This is a genomic window from Sphingosinicellaceae bacterium, assembly GCA_019285715.1.
Lineage (GTDB): Bacteria > Pseudomonadota > Alphaproteobacteria > Sphingomonadales > Sphingomonadaceae > Glacieibacterium.
This window is the reverse complement of sequence record CP079108.1, coordinates 3,271,277-3,289,321: the sequence shown is the minus strand read 5'-3', so window position 1 is coordinate 3,289,321 and position 18,045 is coordinate 3,271,277. Positions and strand designations below refer to the sequence as shown.

Below are 18,045 nucleotides of genomic sequence, written 5' to 3'. Positions count from 1 at the left end.
CACCCTCGCGGTTCCAAAAGCCGGTGATGCGGAACTACCAGTTCGCGCGGTAGCCGCGCACCAACCCTATCGGCCCTCGGAAACGTGACGGATGAACCAATGATAGTCGCGCTGGTTCTGCTGGCTCGCCCGTCACGGCGGGTCCAACAGGAAGGCACTTCATTGAACATCATCATTCTTCTGATCGTCGGCGGCATTCTCGGCTGGATCGCCAGCCTGATCATGCGCACCGACGCGCAGCAGGGCATCTTCCTGAACGTCGTCGTCGGCATCGTCGGTGCCATGCTTGCGGGCTTCCTGGTGACCCCATTGGTCGGCGGCCTACCGATCACGGACGGCGGCTTCAACCTGCAGTCGATCCTGGTGTCGCTGGTCGGTGCGATCATCCTGCTGGCGATCGTCAACCTGTTTCGCCGCGGCACCGCGCGCTGAAGCTTTCGGGCGGCACCACATCGGGTGCCGCCCGTTACCCGCGCGCCGCAGCGGGCGACGAGACCCGCAACGGCGCAAATACTCAAGCCTTGGAGGTAAATCCCATGAAGCACATCATCATAGCCGCGACCGCGGCCGTCCTCGTCGCGAGCGGCGCGGCAGCCAAGACCAGCACCACCACCGACCACAATCCGGCGATCAAGGACAGCAGCCCGGCGCAGGCCAGCATGGCCGCCGAGGGCCGCAACTCCTTTACCGAGAGCCAGGCGCGCAGCCGCCTGACCAAGGCCGGCTACACCGGCGTCGGTCCCCTGACGAAGGATGCGAACGGTGTCTGGCGCGGCAGCGCGACCAAGGGCGGCGCGTCGGTCCAGGTTGGGCTCGACTACAAGGGCAACGTCGTCACCAACTGATCTCGCTTTACTCAAATTATTGATTTCAGGAGAGATATCATGACCCAGACCATCACGCGCCTGTTCGACAGCTATAGCGACGCCACCCGCGCGATCGACGAACTCGGCACCCTCGGTATCGCCCGCGACGACCTCAGCATCCTCGGCAACCGTGGCGACGATGCCACCACGGGCACCGTCCCCGATGCTCACGCCGGCCACGATCACACCGGCCACGACCACGGTATCGACGACGTCAACGACCACGGCGATGTCAATCGTGGTGTCTCGACGGGTGCCGTCCTCGGCGGCGTCGGCGGACTGCTCGCCGGCCTCGGCCTACTCGCGATTCCCGGCCTCGGGCCGATCGTCGCTGCGGGCTGGCTTGCCGCGACCGTGACCGGTGCCGGCATCGGCGCAGCGGGCGGTGCGGCCACCGGCGGTATCGTCGGCGCGCTCAAGAACGCCGGCCACAGCGACGAAGACGCGAACGTTTACTCGGAGGGCGTCCGCCGTGGCGGCACCTTGGTCAGCGCCCGCGTCGCCGACAATCTCGTCCCGCAGGTCGAGGCGGTGTTCCAGCGTTACAACGCCACCGACGCGACAGCGCGCGGTGCCGACTACCGCGCCGGCGGCTGGTCGCGCTTCGACGAGAACGCGCCTGCCTACAGCAGCACCGACGTCGACACCCGTCGCACCGGTACCGGCTACTAAGGCGGTGATGCGCGGGCGGCCGGGTCTTCCCGACCGCCCGTGCGTTACGCTCCGACAACAGTTTGAATGCCTGAGGGAACTGGCCATGACGATGACGGCATTCCCTTGGAGACCCTGAAGCCCGCAACCGCGTTGCGGGTGCGGCCTGCGACCGGTCTCGAGCCGTTGGTGCCGTGGCTGATCGCGGCACTCGCCACCGCAGCCCTGTATTTTGGCAAGTCGGTCCTGATTCCGATCATCTTGGCGGGGCTGGTGTCCTTCCTGCTCGCGCCGATCGCCGGGCTGTTCCGCCGCATCGGGCTGCCGCGAGCGCCCGCCGTGTTGTTCGCCGTACTGCTCGCGCTCGGTGGCTTTGGCGTCGTCAGCGCGGTTATCGTCAGCCAGGCCGCGACGCTGAGCAAGGACGCACCGGCATATGCCCAGCGGATCACCGAGAAGGTGCATGACGTCCGTTCCGGCCTGACCGAGCGCTTCGAGTTCCTGACCCGTGACGGCACGCGGACCCGTACCGTCACGACCACCACGACCCGCCGCCGCACCGCGCTGCCACGCCCGACCGCGAGTGGCGCGCTGCCGGTCGAGATCCAGCCGGCCGCGCCGAGCGCCGTCCAGGAGTTGAAGACCTTCGTCCTGCCGGTGCTCGCGCCGCTCGAAACCACGCTGATCGTGCTGATCGTGACGATCTTCATCTTGTTCCAGAAAGAGGATTTGCGCGACCGCATGATCCGCCTGATGGGGGCCGCCGACCTGCACCGCACGACGGTCGCACTCGACGATGGGGCGAAGCGCCTGAGCCGCTATTTCCTGTCACAGTTCGCGGTCAACTGCGGCTTCGGCGCAGTCGTCTGGGGCGGGCTATTCATGCTCGACGTACCCGCGCCCGGCCTGTGGGGCATTCTTGCCGGGCTGCTGCGCTTCGTGCCGTATGTCGGCAGCGTCATCGCCGCGGTCGGACCGCTGGCGCTGGCCGCCGCGGTCGATCCCGGCTGGGACCTGATGATCTACGTCGCGCTGCTGTTCGTCGTGCTGGAGCCGCTGACCGGCTATGTCGTGGAGCCATTGCTGTACGGCCACTCGACCGGGCTGTCGCCGGTGTCGGTGGTCGTCGCGGCGCTGTTCTGGACCTGGATCTGGGGGCCTGTCGGGCTTGTGCTCTCGATGCCGCTGACGCTGACGCTCGTGGTCCTTGGCCGCCACATCCCGGCATTCGCGGTGTTCGACATCTTGCTCGGTGACCGCCCGGCGCTGTCGCCGGCGGAGACGTTCTACCAACGCATCCTCGCGGGCCACCCCGACGAGGCTGTCGACCTGGCGGAGGTGCTGCTCGAGACGACGACACTGGCGGCTTATTACGACGAGGTCGTACTCGGCGCTCTCCGGCTGGCTGCCGCCGACGTCGACCGGGGCGCGGTCCAGCGCTCCGCGATGCACGCCGTCTGCGAATCGACGCTGGAGGTGCTGGCCGCACTTGCCGATCACGACGACGGCACTAACGAGGGCAAGGCGCTGGCACCGTCGGCGCGAAGCAGCGGTGGCCTCGACACCTGCGCCGATCTTGGCGGCAACAACGTCGTCTGCGTTCCGGGACGCGGGCCGCTCGACACCGCCGTCAACGTCATGGTCGCGCAACTGCTGCGCCGGGCCGGATGCACGGTCCACGAGCAATCGCGCGAACGCCTGCCGGACGGTGACGCGTCGGCGCTCGATCCGGGCAGTGCCGAGACCGTCTGCATCCTCGGGCTGTTCGACCGGCGCGGTGCGGCGCGCATCCAGCCGCTGGTGATGCGGATGCAGGAGCAGTTCCCCGGCGTCGCGGTGCTGCTCGGCGTCCAGCGCGGCGGCGAGACCGGCGGCCCGGCGACCGAGGGCGAGTTTACCCCGATCGCCTCGCTCGCCGACCTGTGCACAGCGATCCGCTCGGGGGCGCGCGTTCCCGCCTAGACGAGCGTGTCGAGGACCATTCGGCGTGCCACCTCGGGCATCGTCGTGCGCGCTTGCCAGCCGAGGCGGGCAAGCGCGTGGCCGGGGTCGGCACCGCTCCAGCCGAGATCCGTCGGGCGGCCGAGGCCGGCGTCGATGACGACGTGCGCCCGCCAGTCGAGCCCGACCGCCGCGAACGCCGCGGCGACGAACTCTTCCAGCGAATGCGACTGGCCGGTGGCGACGATGTAATCGTCCGCAACATCCTGCTGGAGCATCAGCCACATCGCCTCGACGAACTCCGGTGCCCAGCCCCAGTCGCGCACGATGTCCAGCCTTCCGAGGTTGAGCGGTGCGGTGCTACCGGTCGCGATCCGCCGGGCGGCAGCGGCGATCTTGGCGGTGACGAAGCGCTGCGGCCGGGCGGGCGACTCGTGGTTGAACAGGATGCCGTTGCAGGCGAACAACCCATAGGCCTCGCGGTAGTTGGCGACGAGCATGTGCGCGGAGGCCTTGGCGACGCCGTAGGGGCTGCGCGGGCGGAACGGGGTGGTCTCGGTAGCCGGAATGCCGGCGAGGTCGCCGAAGGCCTCGCTGGAGCTGGCATGATACAGGCGGATCGGGCGGCCGGTGTGGCGGATCGCTTCCAGCATGTTGAGGACCCCGAAGACTGCGCTGGTCAGGGTCTCAGCGGGCAACTCGAACGACAGGCCGACCGAGGACTGGCCCGCCAGCGCGTAGATCTCGTCGGGCTCGGCACGGGTGACCGCGGTGATGACGCTGCGGTAGTCGTCGGGGGCCATCGACATCAGGGTGACGCGGTCGCGGATGCCGAGCGCCTCGAGCTGGCGGAACGGATTCATATGGGCATCGCGCGAGGTGCCGACGACGCGGTAGCCGCGCTCCAGCAGCAGCGCCGCCAGATAGCCGCCGTCCTGCCCGCCGATGCCGCAGACGAGCGCAGTCTTCACAGCAAGTTCCGATAGATGGTCGCAGTCTCGGCGGCGCAGCGCGCCCACGAGAAAAGCCCGAGGCGGGCGTGGCCGGCGGCGACGAGGCTGGCGGTCAACGTGGGGGAGCCGACAACGCACTCGATCGCGATGCGGAGCGCTTCGACGTCGCCGGGCGGCGCGTAGGCGACGGCATCGCCGCAGACCTCTGGCACCGAACCGGCATCGACCGCGACGACCGGCGTACCGGCGGCCATCGCCTCGAGTGGCGGGATGCCAAAGCCCTCGTACAGCGACGGGTAGATGAAGGCCGCGGCATCGCGCGAGACGCCGCCATGCACCTGCGAGGCGAAGGTCTGGTGATCGAAGGCGATTTTCACGAAAGGGAACTGCTGCGGCACTTGGGAACGGGCATGGCGCCGGGATTAACCGACCCCGCAATCGCTGGCAACGACGCCGCCCCCGGCCCTAGCTCGCGCCGAGATAGTCCATCTTGCCGATCTCGACGCCGCTGTGGCGCAGGATCGCGTAGGCGACGGTGCAGTGGAACAGGAAGTTCGGCAGCACGAAATGCAACAGGAAGTCCTGGCCGCTGAATTCGAAGGTGCGCGGGCCGGCCTTGAGCTCGATGTGGCGCTCCTCGGTGCCGTCGATCTGGTCGGCGGGGACGCTTTTGATGAAGGCTACGGTCTTGTCGATGCGGGCGTGGAGGTCGGCGAAGGTGACCTCGTCGTCGGCATAGCTCGGCGGTACGATGCCGGCGAGGCGCGCGACGCCGCCCTTGGCGCTGTCGGACGCGATGCGGATCTGAGCGACCAGCGGCAGCATGTCGGGCGCGAGCTTCGCCTCGATCAGCGTCGCCGGGTCGATCCCGCTCGCCTTGGCGTGCGCTTCGGCCTTGGTCAGGACTGCGGACAGAGTGCCGAACTGGCGAAGCAGGACGGGCAGCAGAACCTGGTGCATCGAGATGGTCATTGACGGTTCCTCTTGAGGGTTAGCCGGGCCCTAGATGAGATTTCCTCAAGTCCGAAACGATTAGTCTCATCCCGGGCCCCATTGTCGTCCCGGGCTTGACCCGGGACCCAGCTCACCCGGCGCTCACACCCCGCGGTCAGCTAGGTCCCGGGGCAAGCCCGGGATGACAAGTCATCGTGAGTGCTACCGCGACCGCCCGATCAGCCGCCGGCTCTCGAGCAGCTGCCACGCCAACATCGCCGGGATGCCGATCGCCAGGTCGCGCGCGCGCTTCAGCAGCGACAGCGCGACGGCGGTCTGCGGGTCGAGGCCGAACAATGGGCCGACCAGCGCATACGCCCCCTCCTGGATCCCGACCGCGCCGGGCACGACGAAGGCGATGCTGCGGACCGCGAAGATCAGGCTCTCGATCGCCAGCACCGACAGCAGGGTGATCTCGACCCCCATGAAGCGCAGCGCGATCCACGCGCCGGCGCCGCTCAGCACCCAGGCGGCTAGGTTAAGTGCGAACGACAGGAGCACGCGGCCCCGGTCGCGGTAGCAGGTGTCGAGCGCCGCCTGCACCGCTGCCAGGGAGCCCGCGATTGAGGGTAGCAAGCGCGCACCGAGGCTGCCGGCCAGCCCGAGCACGCGGCGCTGCCCGAAGGCGAAGGCGGCCATCACCGCCGCCGTGACGCCGAGCCCGCCGCACGCCAGCGCGCGCAAGCCGGCCGGGTCGGTCCTGCCGTCTAGGGCCAGCACCAGAAGCCCGACGCCGGCGAGCGTGAACACCAGCTGCGACGCCATTTCGGTGGTCAGGTCGGCGATCATCGAGGCGTAGACCAGCGGTTCGGCGACGCCCCTCGCGCTGAGTGCCCGCCCACCGACGACGAGCCCGCCGATCTGCGAGAACGGCAGAACGTCCGTCGCGCCCTCGCGCACCGTCCGCGCCCAGACGAACTCGCCGAACCCGACGCCGCTGCCGGGAGCGACCGCGGCCCACGCCCCGCCGAGCACGGTCAGCACCAGCAGCGACCACAGGCAGAACACCGCGAAGCCGCCGCCGCCGATGGTTCGCATCGCCGCGAGCACTGGAGCGACCCCGACCTCACCGATCACCCATGCCGCAACCGCGAGCCCGGCAACCGTGAGCAGCAGGACGATCGTGCCCGCCTTCACGCGAAGCTCGCGAAGCTGCCGAGATGGGCGGTCCCCAGTGCAGCGCGGACGCCGGGGTCGGTCAGCGCGGCGAGCTCGTCCCGGTAGCGGTAGCCGGGGGCGTGGCCGCTCCAGTCGTCGCGGGTGGCGGGGTGGAGGTAGATTTCGGTCAGGCCCTCGGGGAGTGCGGCGACGAGGGCGCGGAGGCGCTCCGGGGTCACCGCGCCTGAGTCCGCGAGGCCGTAGACCTGGTCGGGGACCGTCATCCCGGCACGGCGCAGGCGGCGCTGGAGCAGGCGCGCGAACGGTGTCGCGATGCCGCCGCTGCCGGGCTCGACGGGGGCACGGACCGCGGTCATGCCATGGCGCTTGCCGACCCGCAGGATCGTGCTGGCGATGGTCGGGTGGAGGTGGAAGTGCTTGTGCGCGTTGACGTGGTCGAGCTTGAGGCCGGTCGCAGCGAAGGCAGCGAACTGCGCCTCGATTTCGGCCTCGAGCTGGCGGCGGACGGCGGGGCGCAGGAAGATACCGAGTGCGGTCCGCGCCATGTCGGTGCGGAAGTTGCCGCTCGCGTCGACGAGGCCGGGTATGCGCTCCGGCGGCAGCATCGGGCGGCCCTCGACGAGCACGAGGTGCAGGCCGACGCCGAGGTTGGGGATGGCCTTGGCGCGGCTCAGCGCGTCCGCAGCAGCCGGGGCGGCGACCATCAGGCTAGCCGCGGTCAGGATGCCGTCGCGGTGGCCGCGCTCGACGGCCTCGTTGACGCTGTCGTCGGCGCCGAAGTCGTCGGCGGTGACGATGAGATGCTTCACTCCCCCTCCCCTTCAGGGGAGGGACGCGGAGAGACGGCGCACCTTCGCGCCGGCCCCGGGGGTGGGCCCTTCGTCGCGGGTGAAGCACCCACCCCGGGGCCGGCTGCGCCGTCTCTCCGACCCTCCCCTGAAGGGGAGGGTGTCATCAAGCCGGCGCCTTCCGGTGTCGCAGGAAGTGGAAGAACTCGACGCCCTCGCGCAGGCGGCGCTTCATCATGTCGCGGTCGCGGAGCATCTCCCAGACGATGTCCTTGATCTTGGAGAAGCGGAAATAATAGCGGCGATAGAAGACCTCGACGGTGTCGAAGATCTCCTTGCTGTCGAGATGCGGGTAGCTGAGTTGCGCGATCTGCTCGCCGTCGGTGTTGAGCAGGTCGGCCTGGTTGTCGAACCAGCCGTTCTCGGTCGCCTGCTTGTACAGGAAGGTGCCGGGGTAGGGCGCCGCGAGCGACACCTGGATGGTGTGCGGGTTGAGCTCCATCGCGTACGCCATGGTCTCCTCCATGGTCTCGCGGGTCTCGCCCGGCAGGCCGAGGATGAAGGTGCCGTGGATGACGATGCCGAGCTCGTGGCAATCCTTGGTGAACTGCCGCGCGACCTCGGTGCGGAGGCCCTTCTTGATGTTGATCAGGATCTGCTGGTTGCCGCTTTCATAGCCCACCAGCAGTAGGCGCAACCCGTTGGCCTTCATGATCTCCAGCGTCCGGCGCGGCACGTTGGCCTTGGCGTTGCACGACCAGGTGACGCCCAGCTTGCCGAGCTCGATCGCCAGCGCCTCGACCCGCGGCGCGTTGTCGGTCAGCGTGTCGTCGTCGAAGAAATACTCCTTCACCTGCGGGAAGGCCTTCACCGCATACTTGATCTCCTCGATGACGTGGGAGATCGAGCGGGTCCGGTAATTGTGCCCGCCGACGGTCTGCGGCCACAAGCAGAAGGTGCAGCGGCTCTTGCAGCCGCGCCCGGTGTAGAAGCTGATGTACGGATGGAGCAGGTAGCCACCGAAATACTTTTCGATGGTCAGGTCGCGCTTGTAGATCGGGGTGACCCACGGCAGCGAATCCATGTTCTCGATCACCGGGCGGTCGAGGTTGTGGACGATCTCGCCGAGCTTGTTGCGGTAGCTGATGCCCTGGATGGCGTTCAGGTCGATCCCGTCGGCGACGTCCTTGATGGTGAAGTCGAACTCGTTGCGCGCGACGAAGTCGATCGCGTGCGAGGCCTCGAGACTACCCTGTGCGTCGACCGCGACCTTGGCGCCGATCATGCCGATCTTCAGGCTCGGGTTGAGCGCCTTGAACAGCTCGGCGGTCTTGACGTCCTGCGCGAACGACGGCGTCGAGGTGTGGAGCACGAGCAGGTCGCGCTGGGTCGCCTCGTGCTTGATGTCGTCGAAGCTGAGGTCGTGGGCGGGGGCGTCGATGAGCTTGGAACCCTCGACCAGCGCGGCGGGCTGGGCCAGCCACGTCGGGTACCAGAACGACTTCACCTCGCGCTTCATCTGGTAGCGCGCACCGGCACCACCGTCGTACCCGTCGAAGCTCGGGGCCTGAAGGAAAAGACTGCGCATCACTCACCTATTATCCGGCCGTTGCGGGCAACATTCAGCGTCGCGCCGCGCCAATCGACCGATTGCACCAGAAAGCTCGCCAGAAAAAGCCCGAACGACAGGATATCGCGCGCCGGCATCATCCAGAGTGGTCCGGGAGGGACGCCGGTGAAGCGGTCGACCCGCACCGCAACGGCGACGCGCGAGAGCAAAGCTGCAGCCATCACGGCCAAGGTAGGCGGCGCGAATCCCCCTACAAGGCAGGCCAGCAGCGCCACCGGCACCGGGTTGAGCCAGCCGCCGACCGCGAAGCCGGCGGGCGACAGGCGGCGGATGGTCGCATTCCAGCGCAGCTCGTGGCGGGCGAGCGCGGTGAAACTGGAGTCGGCGCAGGCGTGGCCGATGGTGAAGGCCGGCACCGCGACCGACGACCCGAGGCTGCGGACCGCCGCGCCGATCGCATAATCGTCGGCGAGGTCGTCGGCGAACGCCGCGAAGCCGCCGATGCGGTCGAGGGTGGCGCGGCTCAATGCGATGGTCGACCCCATGCACGGGGTGGCGAGGCCGAGGCGCATGCCGACGAGCACCGAGGGGAGAAAGCCGTGGCTGATCGCCATCGCCGCGAGGGTCGACCACGGGCCGGCGTCGCCGCGGCCGTGGTAGAGGACGGTGACGGCGCCGGGGGTTGGTTCAGGGAACGAATTTTCAGGCTTGTCATCCCCGCGCACGCCGGGACCCAGCTCTCGGTCGTTCACCGCGCTTGGCGAAGCTGGGTCCCGGCGTTCGCCGGGATGACACGTAGCGGTGGCGGGCGGGGCGGGGGCGGGTTCGCCCAGCGCTCCGACGATCCGCGCCAGATAGTCCGCCTCGACCGCCATATCCGAGTCGCTCAGCACCAGCACATCGTGCTTCGCCGCGCCCATCATGTTGACGAGGTTCGAGACCTTGGCATTCCCGCCATGCCGCGCCGGGTCGACGACCAGCGCGATGTCGGCCTTCGGGTACAGCTCGCGCAGAGCCGCGACTGCTGCGACCGCCGGATCCCCGGCATCCGCAACCCCGCAGACAATCTGCACCGCACCCCGGTAATTCTGCGTGACGAAGCTCGCGAGGTTCTCGACCAGCCGCGGTTCGGCCCCGTGGAGGGGCTTGAGGATCGTGACTGCGGGGGTGTCGCCCAGAGCCGCGTCGGCGCTCGCGCTTCGCCCGGTCAGCACCGCGCTCAGCAACTGGTACGCCGTACCGGCTCCGGCAACTGCGACCAGCGCCCAGCCGAGCCAGTTCAATGCAGACCCCGGAAAATCTCGAACACCGCGATCGCGATCTCGACCGCGATCAGCACGACGACCGCGATCTCCAGCCGGAACGAGCGTTCGGTGTCGATCAGGTCCGCCAGCGCGGTCGCGGTCTCGCCGACGACCGCGAGCTTGCGGCGCAGCGCGTCGGCGCGGGCGTCGAGCTCGTATTCGTCCTCGAGCCTCGCATACAGCCGCTCCAAATCTGGGCGGTCCCACAGCACGTCGGGCTTGTCGTCGATCGCGGCCAGGCCGGTGACGCGGTGGCGGACCAGCAGCGCCTGGCCGATGTGGCGGACGACCGTACGCCGGCCGGCGCGGGTGCGGCCGTGCTCCGCGAGCTGGCGGGTGAGCGGCTCCATGACGTCGAGGACGGCCTCGACCTCGCGCTCGTCGCGGTGGAGTGCAGCGCTTTTCGCCAGCGCATCGGCGATGACCAGCACGCGCTCCAGCGACAGTTCGCGGATCTGGATCGGGCCCCCCGGCGGGATCTGGTCGGTGCCGTCGGGCCAGATACTGATCGCCTCGCGGTCCTCGTCGCGGATCGTCACCGGGCGGACGATGCGCGGCAGGATGCCGGCCAGCGCCGCGGTTTCCTCGGACGGCGTCATGCCGCACAGCACGACGACGCCGTAGCGGAACAGCACCGCATAGCCCTCGACGCCGGCGCGGTAGGCGAGCGGCGAGGCGGACAGCAGGTCGGCCGGGGCAAAGCCCGCGAGGTCGAGCCGGTCGCCGAGCAGGACGGTGCGGGCGCTGTAGCTGTCGGGATCGCTGGCGTGCATGACGCAGGTCCCTTCCCACGGCGCGCGGCTTGCGGCTAGGGTCCGCCGCACTTCGACCTTTGGGGAATTTGTGAGCGCGCCTGCCGGAATCGTCATGGTGACAGGCGCGGCCGGCTTCGTCGGGGCGGCCGTGGCGCGCGCCCTGACCGGCGCGGGCTACCGGGTCCGGGCGCTGGTCCGTGCAAGCAGCCCGCGCGCCAACCTCGCCGGCTTCGAGGGCGACATCGTCGCCGGTGACCTGATGGACGAGGCGGCGCTGGCGGTGGCGATGACCGGGGTTTGGGGTGTCTGCCACGTTGCCGCCGACTATCGGCTATGGGCGCGGGACCCCGAGCAGATCGTCCGCAACAACGTCGAGGGCACGCGCGCGGTGATGGTCGCGGCGCAGAATGCCGGGGTCGAGCGGATCGTCTATACCAGCTCGGTGGCGACGCTGGGGCTGGACCGGCTGCCCGCCGACGAGACCGCGCCGCTGAGCCCGGAGCATGCGATCGGGGCCTACAAGCGCAGCAAGGTGCTCGCCGAGCGGCTGGTCGAGAACATGGCCGCGACAGGCCAACTGCCTGCCGTGATCGTCAATCCGTCGACCCCGATCGGCCCCGGCGACGTGCGCCCGACGCCGACCGGGCGGATCATCGTCGAGGCGGCGAACGGCAAGATTCCGGCGTTCGTCGATACCGGGCTGAACCTCGTTCACGTCGACGATGTCGCGCGGGGCCACGTGCTGGCACTGCAGAAGGGCCGGGTCGGCGAGCGTTATGTGCTGGGCGGGCAGGACGTCGTGCTGCGCGATTTCCTTGCCGAGATCGCGCGCCAGGTTGGGCGCAAGCCGCCGACGGTCAGCCTTCCACGCGGGCCGCTGTTCCCGCTGGCGTGGGCGGCGGAGGCGGTGGCGCGGGTGAGCGGGCGCGAGCCGTTCCTCACCGCCGATGCGCTCAGGATGGCGGGGCACCGGATGTTCTTCTCGTCGGCGAAGGCGGAGGCGGAACTTGGTTATGCGGCGCGACCGTACCCAGAGGCCGTGATCGATGCGCTCGACTGGTTCCGGGCGGCGGGGATGGTCGCTTGAGCTGGCTCGGCGTGCTGTTGCTGGCGATCTGGGCCGGGATGCTGGTGTTCCGCGACGGCTTCTGGCGGGCGAACGAGCGCGACGACGCGGTGCCGCTCCCGCTCGTCGAATGGCCGTCGGTCGTTGCCGTGGTGCCGGCGCGCGACGAGGCCGAGGTCGTCGGCCAGGCAATCGCATCGCTGGTCGCGCAGGACTATCCGGGCGCGTTTCGCATCGTGCTGGTCGACGACGGTAGCAGCGACGGAACGGCGGCGATCGCACGGGCTTCGGCAGGTGCGAGCGAGCGCCTGACCGTGCTGGACGGCGCGCCGTTGCCGCGCGGCTGGACCGGGAAGCTTTGGGCCGTGCAGCAGGGCATCGCCGCGGCGGGCGCGCCGGACTATCTGTGGCTCACCGATGCCGATATCGCCCACTCCCCCGACACGCTCCGGATGCTTGCCGGGGCCGCAGCGCCGCGCCAGCTCGCGCTGGTGTCGCTGATGGCCCGGCTGCGCTGCGACAGTTTCGCCGAGCGGCTGCTGGTGCCGGCGTTCGTGTATTTCTTCCAGATGCTGTTCCCGTTCGCTGCCGTGAACCGCGCCGGGCCGACCGCCGCGGCGGCCGGTGGCTGCATGTTCGTACGGGGCGACGCGCTGGCGGCGGCGGGCGGGATCATGGCGGTGCGCGGCGCCATCATCGACGACTGCGCGCTGGGCGTGGTGCTGAAGCGGCAGGGGCCGGTGCGGCTGGCGCTGACCGAGCGCTCGGTGTCGCTGCGTGGCTATGGCGGGATCCCAGCCATCGGTGCGATGATCGCGCGCTCGGCGTACGCGCAGCTCGGCTATTCGCCACGGCTGCTGGCCGGGGCGCTCGCGGGCCTCATGTTCGTGTTCGTGCTGCCGCCGGTGCTGGCGCTCGATGGTGATCTCGCCGCGCTGGCCGCGTGGGCGCTGATGGCGGTGTCGTTCTGGCCGATGCTGCGTTTCTACGGGCGGTCGCCGTTGTGGGGGCTGGCGCTGCCGGTCATTGCGCTGGTTTATGGCTGGTACACGTTGATGTCGGCAGTTCAGGTCTGGGCCGGTCGCGGCGGTCTGTGGAAGGGGCGCGCGCAAGCCTCGTCGTCGATTGGGACAGCAACGTGAACGCGCCGGCCAACCTGCCCCACCGGACCGAGAAGTCCGAGAATTTTCCGGTCGCGTCGCGCCTGATCGCTCCGCAGTTCCGTGGCCCGATCCTGGCGTTCTACCGCTTCGCACGCACCGCCGACGACATCGCCGATGACGCCGGCGCCAGCGTCGAGCAGCGGCTCGCGGGACTCGAGGCGATGCGCGCGACGCTGGTCGGGGATGGGGATTGCATCCCGGCCGCCGAACTCCGCCTCGTGCTCGCCGAGCGCGGCCTGACCCCCGAGCATCCCCTCGACCTGCTCGCCGCTTTCCGCCGCGACGTGTCGAACCCGCGCGTCACCGACTGGGCCGACCTGATCGGCTATTGCCGGCTGTCCGCGATGCCGGTCGGGCGCTTCGTGCTCGACGTCCACGGCGAGGACCGCGCGACCTGGGCCGCGTCCGATGCGCTGTGCGCCGCGCTCCAGGTCATCAACCACCTGCAGGACTGCGGCGAGGACTGGCGCGATCTCGACCGGGCCTATGTTCCCGCCGACTGGCTGGCGGCCGAGGGCGAGACGCTCGCCGCGCTCGCCGAACCGCGCTCGTCGCCGGGGCTGGCGCGGGTGATCGCGCGCATGGTCGCCGCGACCGACGGGCTGCTCGCGGAGGCCGCTGGGTTCGCGCGCATGATCCGCGACCGGCGGCTGGCACTGGAGGTCGCGGTCATCCACCGGCTCGCGGTCAGCCTCAACGATCGCCTGCGCACCCGCGACCCGCTTGTCGGGGGCGTCCACCACGGCAAGCTGGAGGCGGCCGGGCTGGCGCTGGGCGCGGTCGCGGCGCAACTGCTACGGCCCGGTCGGCTAAGGGTGCTCCGATGACCCACGCCGCCGCCACGATGACCGACGAGGAGCGCGCGCTGGCGCTGCACGGCCAGGTCAGCCGCAGCTCGTTCTACGCCGGCATGCGCGTGCTGCCGAAGGCCGAGCGCGACGCGATGTTCGCAGTCTATGCCTTCTGCCGCGCCGTCGACGACATCGCCGACGACATCGAGGGCACCACCGCCGAACGCCGCGCCGGGCTGTCGTCGTGGCGCGCGGATATCGATTCTCTTTACGTCGGTGGACCGCCCGGCAAGGCGGCGCTGGTCAAGACCGCGGTCGCGCAGTTCGGGCTGGCGCGCGAGGACTTCCACGCGGTCATCGACGGCATGGCGATGGACATCGACGACACCATCCGCGCTCCGGACGCAGCGACGCTCGACCTGTATTGTGACCGCGTGGCGTCCGCGGTCGGGCGGCTGTCGGTGCGCATCTTCGGCATGACCGGCAGCGCCGCGACCGACCTTGCGCACCACCTTGGGCGGGCGCTGCAGCTGACCAACATCCTCCGCGACGTCGACGAGGATGCCGAGATCGGGCGGCTGTACCTGCCCCGCGAGCATCTGGTCGCGCACGGGATCATCAGCAACGACCCGCTCGCGGTGGCGGCGGACGCGCGCCTCGACGCGGTCTGCCGCGAGGTCGCGGCGCTGGCGCACCAGCACTATGCCGCCGCCGACGAAGTGCTGGTCCACCGCCCTCAGGGCCATCTGTTCGCGCCCCGGCTGATGTCGGCGGTCTATGCGACGACCCTGAAGCGCATGGAGCGCACCGGCTGGCACGCGCCGCGGACGCGGACCAAGCTGGGCAAGCGTGCGCTGCTGTGGACGGTGATGCGGGTCTGGCTCACGCGTTGACGGTCCATGTCGTCGGAGCGGGGCTGGCGGGGCTGTCGGCGGCGGTCGAGCTGGCCGCGCTCGGGCGTCCTGTCGCGGTCTACGAGGCTGCGCCGCGCGCCGGCGGTCGCTGCCGCTCCTATCACGACGCGCAGATCGGCGCGGTCATCGACAACGGCAACCACCTCGTGCTGTCGGGCAATGGCGCGGTCGCGACGTATCTTGACCGGATCGGCGCGAGCGACCGGGTCAGCGGTCCCGTCGAAGCCGCATTCCCCTTCCTCGATGCGGCGAGCGGCGAGCGCTGGACGGTGCGGCCGTCGATGGGGCGGATGCCGTGGTGGCTGCTCGACAAGGCGCGGCGGGTACCGGGGACGAGAGTCGGCGATTATCTCAAGCTCGCGCCGCTGCTGGCCGCAAGGAACGCGACGGTCGGCGACTATGTCCCGACGTCGGGCCCGCTGTGGGAGCGGCTGTTCGAGCCGGTGCTGCTGGCGGCACTCAACACCGCGGCGGCGGACGGGTCGGCGAAGCTTGCGGGGCGAGTTCTGCGCGAGACGATGGCCCGGGGTGGCCGGGCGTCGCGGCCGCTGATCGCCAAGCCCAACCTCGCGGCAGCGTTCGTTGATCCGGCGGTGGCGTGGCTGGCGGCGCGCGGTGTTCCGGTGGTCAACAGCGAGCGGCTGCGCGCTCTGGTGTTTGACGGCGAGCGCGTCACCGGCCTCGACTTCGGCGACCGGACCGTGGTGGTTGCCGAGGGCGATGCGGTGATCCTCGCGGTGCCGGCGCCGGTCGCCGCCGACCTCGTGCCGAACCTGATCGTGCCGACCGAGTTCCGCGCCATCATCAGCGCGCACTTCGCGCATCGCCCACCGTCGATGATGCCGCCGATCCTCGGGCTGACCAATGCGACGGTCGAATGGATCTTCGCCTTCGAGGACCGCATCTCCGTGACGATCAGCGCCGCCGACCGGCTGCTCGACACGCCGCGCGGCGAACTGGCGGAGATATTGTGGGCCGACGTTGCCAAGGTGCTGACCTTGCGCCCCGAGCTGCCGCGCTGGCAGGTCGTCAAGGAGCGCCGCGCGACCTTTGCCGCGACCCCCGCGCAGGACGCGCTGCGGCCGCCGCAGCGGACGTGGTGGGCAAACCTCGTGCTGGCGGGCGACTGGGTCCAGACCGGGCTGCCCGCGACGATCGAGGGCGCGCTGCGGTCGGGCGTCACCGCGGCGGCGCTGGCGCGGTGAGCGCCGTTTCGGCTATGGCGGGTTCATGACAGTTGCTGGTTCCTTGGCAAGTCGTGCAGGCGAACTCGACGTCGCGGTCGAGCGCGCCGCGTCGGCGCTCGCCGCGCTGCAGAAGTCCGACGGGCATTTCGTCTTCGAGCTTGAGGCGGACGCGACGATTCCCGCCGAATACATCCTGCTCCGCCAGTATTTCGCTGAGCCCGACGATCCTGAGCTCGAGGCCGGCGTTGCGCGCTACCTGCGCCGCATCCAGGGCGACCATGGCGGCTGGGGGCTGCACTATGGCGCGCCCTTCGACATCAGCGCGACGGTCAAGGCGTATTACGCGCTCAAGATGATCGGCGACCCGGTCGATGCGCCGCACATGGTCCGGGCGCGGCAGGCGGCGCTGGCCGCAGGGGGCGCGGCGGCGGTCAACGTGTTCACGCGCATCCAGCTGGCGCTGTTCGGGGCGGGGCCGTGGTCGACGATCCCGACGATGCCGCCCGAGATCATCCTGCTGCCGCGCTGGTTTCCGGTCCACCTGTCGAAGATGGCGTATTGGGCGCGGACAGTGATCGTGCCGTTGCTGGTGCTGCAGACGCTGCAGCCGGTGGCGAAGAATCCGCGCGGCATCCGGGTCGACGAGCTGTTCCTGCCGCGCGCCACGGTCAAGCCGAAGTCGAACGTCGCGGGCGGCAAGCTCGTGTGGAAGCTTGGGTTCGGAGCGCTCGACTGGCTGCTCAAGCGTGGCAATGGCCTGTGGCCGAAGGCGCTACGGGCGCGGGCGCTGCAGGCGTGCCGGGACTTCGTAGCCGACCGGCTGAACGGCGACGACGGGCTCGGCGCGATCTACCCGGCAATCGCCAACTCCGCGATGATGTTCGAGGCGCTCGGCGACACGGCGCGGCGCGACATCGCGCGTTCGGCGGTGGAGAAGCTCGTCGTCCGCCGGGATGACGGCGAGATCTACTGCCAGCCGTGCTTCTCGCCGGTGTGGGATACCGCGCTGGCGGCGCATGCGCTGCTCGAGACGCGTGCCCCTGAGGCCGAGACCCAGGCGCTGGCGGCACTCGACTGGCTGGTGCCGCGGCAGGTGCTCGAGGTGAAGGGCGACTGGGCCGAGAACGCGCCCAACCTGCGCCCCGGCGGCTGGGCCTTCCAGTACGCCAACGCGCACTACCCGGACCTCGACGACACCGCGGTCGTGGTGATGGGCATGGACCGGGCGCGCGGGCTGGCGGGCGAGCGCTATGACCAGCCCGTCGCACGCGGCGTCGAATGGACCGTCGGCCTGCAGAGCCGCGACGGCGGCTGGGGCGCGTTCGACGCCGACAACAGCTACCACTACCTCAACAACATACCGTTCGCCGACCACGGCGCCTTGCTCGATCCGCCGACCGCCGACGTGTCCGCCCGCTGCGTCTCGATGCTGGCGCAGATCGGCGAGACCGACACCCCGCGCATGGCCGCCGCGCTCGGCTACCTCTGCAAGGAACAGGAGGCCGACGGCAGCTGGTTCGGGCGCTGGGGGGTCAACTACATCTACGGGACGTGGTCGGCGCTGTGCGCGCTCAACGCCGCCGGCCTCGGCGCGGACGACCCGGCGATAGCGCGCGGCGCGGCGTGGCTGGCCCAGGTCCAAAACCCCGACGGCGGCTGGGGCGAGGATTGCGACAGCTACGCGCTCGACTACGCTGGCTACACGCCCGCCGAGAGCCGCGCCTCGCAGACCGGCTGGGCGCTGCTCGGGCTGATGGCGGCGGGCGCCACGGACAGCGTGGCCGTCCGGCGCGGCATCGCGTGGCTGCAGGCGCACCAGGAACCCGGCGGCCTGTGGCCCGAGGAGCACCATACCGGCGGCGGTTTCCCGCGGGTGTTCTACCTGCGCTACCACGGCTACGCGAAAATCTTCCCGCTGTGGGCGCTGGCCCGCTACCGCAACCTCAGCCTCGGCAACGAGACCTCGACGCGCTGGGGAATGTGA

18 protein-coding genes are annotated in these 18,045 nt (G+C 70.0%); 10 read left to right on the top strand and 8 right to left on the bottom strand.

The features are described from left to right. Window positions 1-162 precede the first annotated feature (162 nt). From KX816_15055 to KX816_15040, 4 genes are all read left to right on the top strand, one after another. Window positions 163-432, top strand: coding sequence for a GlsB/YeaQ/YmgE family stress response membrane protein (locus KX816_15055; protein QXQ05540.1), 270 nt, complete (start codon window positions 163-165; stop codon window positions 430-432). Between the two features lie 104 nt (window positions 433-536). Then, window positions 537-845 carry a hypothetical protein gene (locus KX816_15050; GenBank protein ID QXQ05539.1) on the top strand — a complete coding sequence of 103 codons (309 nt, stop codon included), beginning with the start codon at window positions 537-539 and terminating at the stop codon, window positions 843-845. A gap of 39 nt (window positions 846-884) precedes the next feature. Beyond that, window positions 885-1,538, top strand: coding sequence for a hypothetical protein (locus KX816_15045; protein ID QXQ05538.1), 654 nt, complete (start codon window positions 885-887; stop codon window positions 1,536-1,538). A gap of 66 nt (window positions 1,539-1,604) precedes the next feature. Continuing rightward, window positions 1,605-3,479, top strand: coding sequence for an AI-2E family transporter (locus tag KX816_15040; protein ID QXQ05537.1), 1,875 nt, complete (start codon window positions 1,605-1,607; stop codon window positions 3,477-3,479). Here KX816_15040 and KX816_15035 read toward each other — a convergent pair. From KX816_15035 to KX816_15000, 8 genes are all read right to left on the bottom strand, one after another. Next, the gene (locus tag KX816_15035) at window positions 3,476-4,429 is read right to left on the bottom strand and encodes a GDP-mannose 4,6-dehydratase (GenBank protein QXQ05536.1); all 954 of its coding nucleotides are present in this window, start codon (window positions 4,427-4,429) and stop codon (window positions 3,476-3,478) included. The two genes, KX816_15040 and KX816_15035, sit on opposite strands and share 4 nt — an antisense overlap. Continuing rightward, window positions 4,426-4,809 (bottom strand): glycosyltransferase, encoded by a 384-nt coding sequence (locus KX816_15030; GenBank protein QXQ05535.1) that lies wholly within the window; start codon window positions 4,807-4,809, stop codon window positions 4,426-4,428. Before KX816_15030 ends, KX816_15035 begins: the two co-directional genes overlap by 4 nt. A gap of 67 nt (window positions 4,810-4,876) precedes the next feature. After that, a complete protein-coding gene (locus KX816_15025; protein ID QXQ05534.1) occupies window positions 4,877-5,383 on the bottom strand; it encodes a DUF1993 domain-containing protein in 507 nt (168 codons plus the stop codon). 183 nt (window positions 5,384-5,566) lie between these two features. Continuing rightward, window positions 5,567-6,541 (bottom strand): flippase-like domain-containing protein, encoded by a 975-nt coding sequence (locus tag KX816_15020; GenBank protein ID QXQ05533.1) that lies wholly within the window; start codon window positions 6,539-6,541, stop codon window positions 5,567-5,569. Further along, on the bottom strand, window positions 6,538-7,332 hold the full coding sequence (gene hpnK / locus KX816_15015) for a hopanoid biosynthesis-associated protein HpnK (GenBank protein ID QXQ05532.1): 795 nt from the start codon (window positions 7,330-7,332) through the stop codon (window positions 6,538-6,540). The genes KX816_15020 and hpnK overlap by 4 nt, the downstream gene beginning before the upstream one ends. A gap of 145 nt (window positions 7,333-7,477) precedes the next feature. Next, window positions 7,478-8,902 (bottom strand): hopanoid biosynthesis associated radical SAM protein HpnJ, encoded by a 1,425-nt coding sequence (gene hpnJ, locus KX816_15010; protein QXQ05531.1) that lies wholly within the window; start codon window positions 8,900-8,902, stop codon window positions 7,478-7,480. Next, window positions 8,899-10,164: a glycosyltransferase gene (locus KX816_15005; GenBank protein ID QXQ05530.1), complete on the bottom strand. Its 1,266-nt coding sequence runs from the start codon at window positions 10,162-10,164 to the stop codon at window positions 8,899-8,901. The genes hpnJ and KX816_15005 overlap by 4 nt, the downstream gene beginning before the upstream one ends. Next, the gene (locus KX816_15000) at window positions 10,161-10,958 is read right to left on the bottom strand and encodes an RMD1 family protein (GenBank protein ID QXQ05529.1); all 798 of its coding nucleotides are present in this window, start codon (window positions 10,956-10,958) and stop codon (window positions 10,161-10,163) included. The genes KX816_15005 and KX816_15000 overlap by 4 nt, the downstream gene beginning before the upstream one ends. On the opposite strand from KX816_15000, the gene KX816_14995 reads away from it, so the two are divergent. From KX816_14995 to shc, 6 genes are read left to right on the top strand one after another with little or no spacing between them, the layout of a single operon-like run. After that, window positions 10,957-12,027, top strand: a complete 1,071-nt coding sequence (locus tag KX816_14995) for an NAD-dependent epimerase/dehydratase family protein (GenBank protein ID QXQ05528.1) — start codon at window positions 10,957-10,959, stop codon at window positions 12,025-12,027. The genes KX816_15000 and KX816_14995 overlap by 2 nt on opposite strands. Further along, window positions 12,024-13,148, top strand: coding sequence for a glycosyltransferase (locus KX816_14990; GenBank protein ID QXQ05527.1), 1,125 nt, complete (start codon window positions 12,024-12,026; stop codon window positions 13,146-13,148). The genes KX816_14995 and KX816_14990 overlap by 4 nt, the downstream gene beginning before the upstream one ends. After that, a complete protein-coding gene (gene hpnC / locus KX816_14985; protein ID QXQ05526.1) occupies window positions 13,145-13,996 on the top strand; it encodes a squalene synthase HpnC in 852 nt (283 codons plus the stop codon). Before KX816_14990 ends, hpnC begins: the two co-directional genes overlap by 4 nt. A gap of 17 nt (window positions 13,997-14,013) precedes the next feature. Then, the gene (gene hpnD / locus KX816_14980; GenBank protein ID QXQ08604.1) at window positions 14,014-14,853 is read left to right on the top strand and encodes a presqualene diphosphate synthase HpnD; all 840 of its coding nucleotides are present in this window, start codon (window positions 14,014-14,016) and stop codon (window positions 14,851-14,853) included. Further along, window positions 14,772-16,079 (top strand): hydroxysqualene dehydroxylase HpnE, encoded by a 1,308-nt coding sequence (hpnE, locus tag KX816_14975; protein ID QXQ08603.1) that lies wholly within the window; start codon window positions 14,772-14,774, stop codon window positions 16,077-16,079. The genes hpnD and hpnE overlap by 82 nt, the downstream gene beginning before the upstream one ends. A gap of 25 nt (window positions 16,080-16,104) precedes the next feature. Then, the gene (gene shc / locus KX816_14970) at window positions 16,105-18,045 is read left to right on the top strand and encodes a squalene--hopene cyclase (GenBank protein ID QXQ05525.1); all 1,941 of its coding nucleotides are present in this window, start codon (window positions 16,105-16,107) and stop codon (window positions 18,043-18,045) included.

Bases quoted from the DNA above. Each gene is read 5' to 3' on its own strand.
- KX816_15050 (QXQ05539.1), top strand. From the start codon at position 537: ATGAAGCACATCATCATAGCCGCGACCGCGGCCGTCCTCGTCGCGAGC.
- KX816_15045 (QXQ05538.1), top strand. From the start codon at position 885: ATGACCCAGACCATCACGCGCCTGTTCGACAGCTATAGCGACGCCACC.
- KX816_15040 (QXQ05537.1), top strand. From the start codon at position 1,605: ATGCCTGAGGGAACTGGCCATGACGATGACGGCATTCCCTTGGAGACC.
- KX816_15025 (QXQ05534.1), bottom strand. From the start codon at position 5,383: ATGACCATCTCGATGCACCAGGTTCTGCTGCCCGTCCTGCTTCGCCAG.
- KX816_14995 (QXQ05528.1), top strand. From the start codon at position 10,957: ATGACGCAGGTCCCTTCCCACGGCGCGCGGCTTGCGGCTAGGGTCCGC.
- KX816_15000 (QXQ05529.1), bottom strand. From the start codon at position 10,958: ATGCACGCCAGCGATCCCGACAGCTACAGCGCCCGCACCGTCCTGCTC.
- hpnD (QXQ08604.1), top strand. From the start codon at position 14,014: ATGACCGACGAGGAGCGCGCGCTGGCGCTGCACGGCCAGGTCAGCCGC.
- shc (QXQ05525.1), top strand. From the start codon at position 16,105: ATGACAGTTGCTGGTTCCTTGGCAAGTCGTGCAGGCGAACTCGACGTC.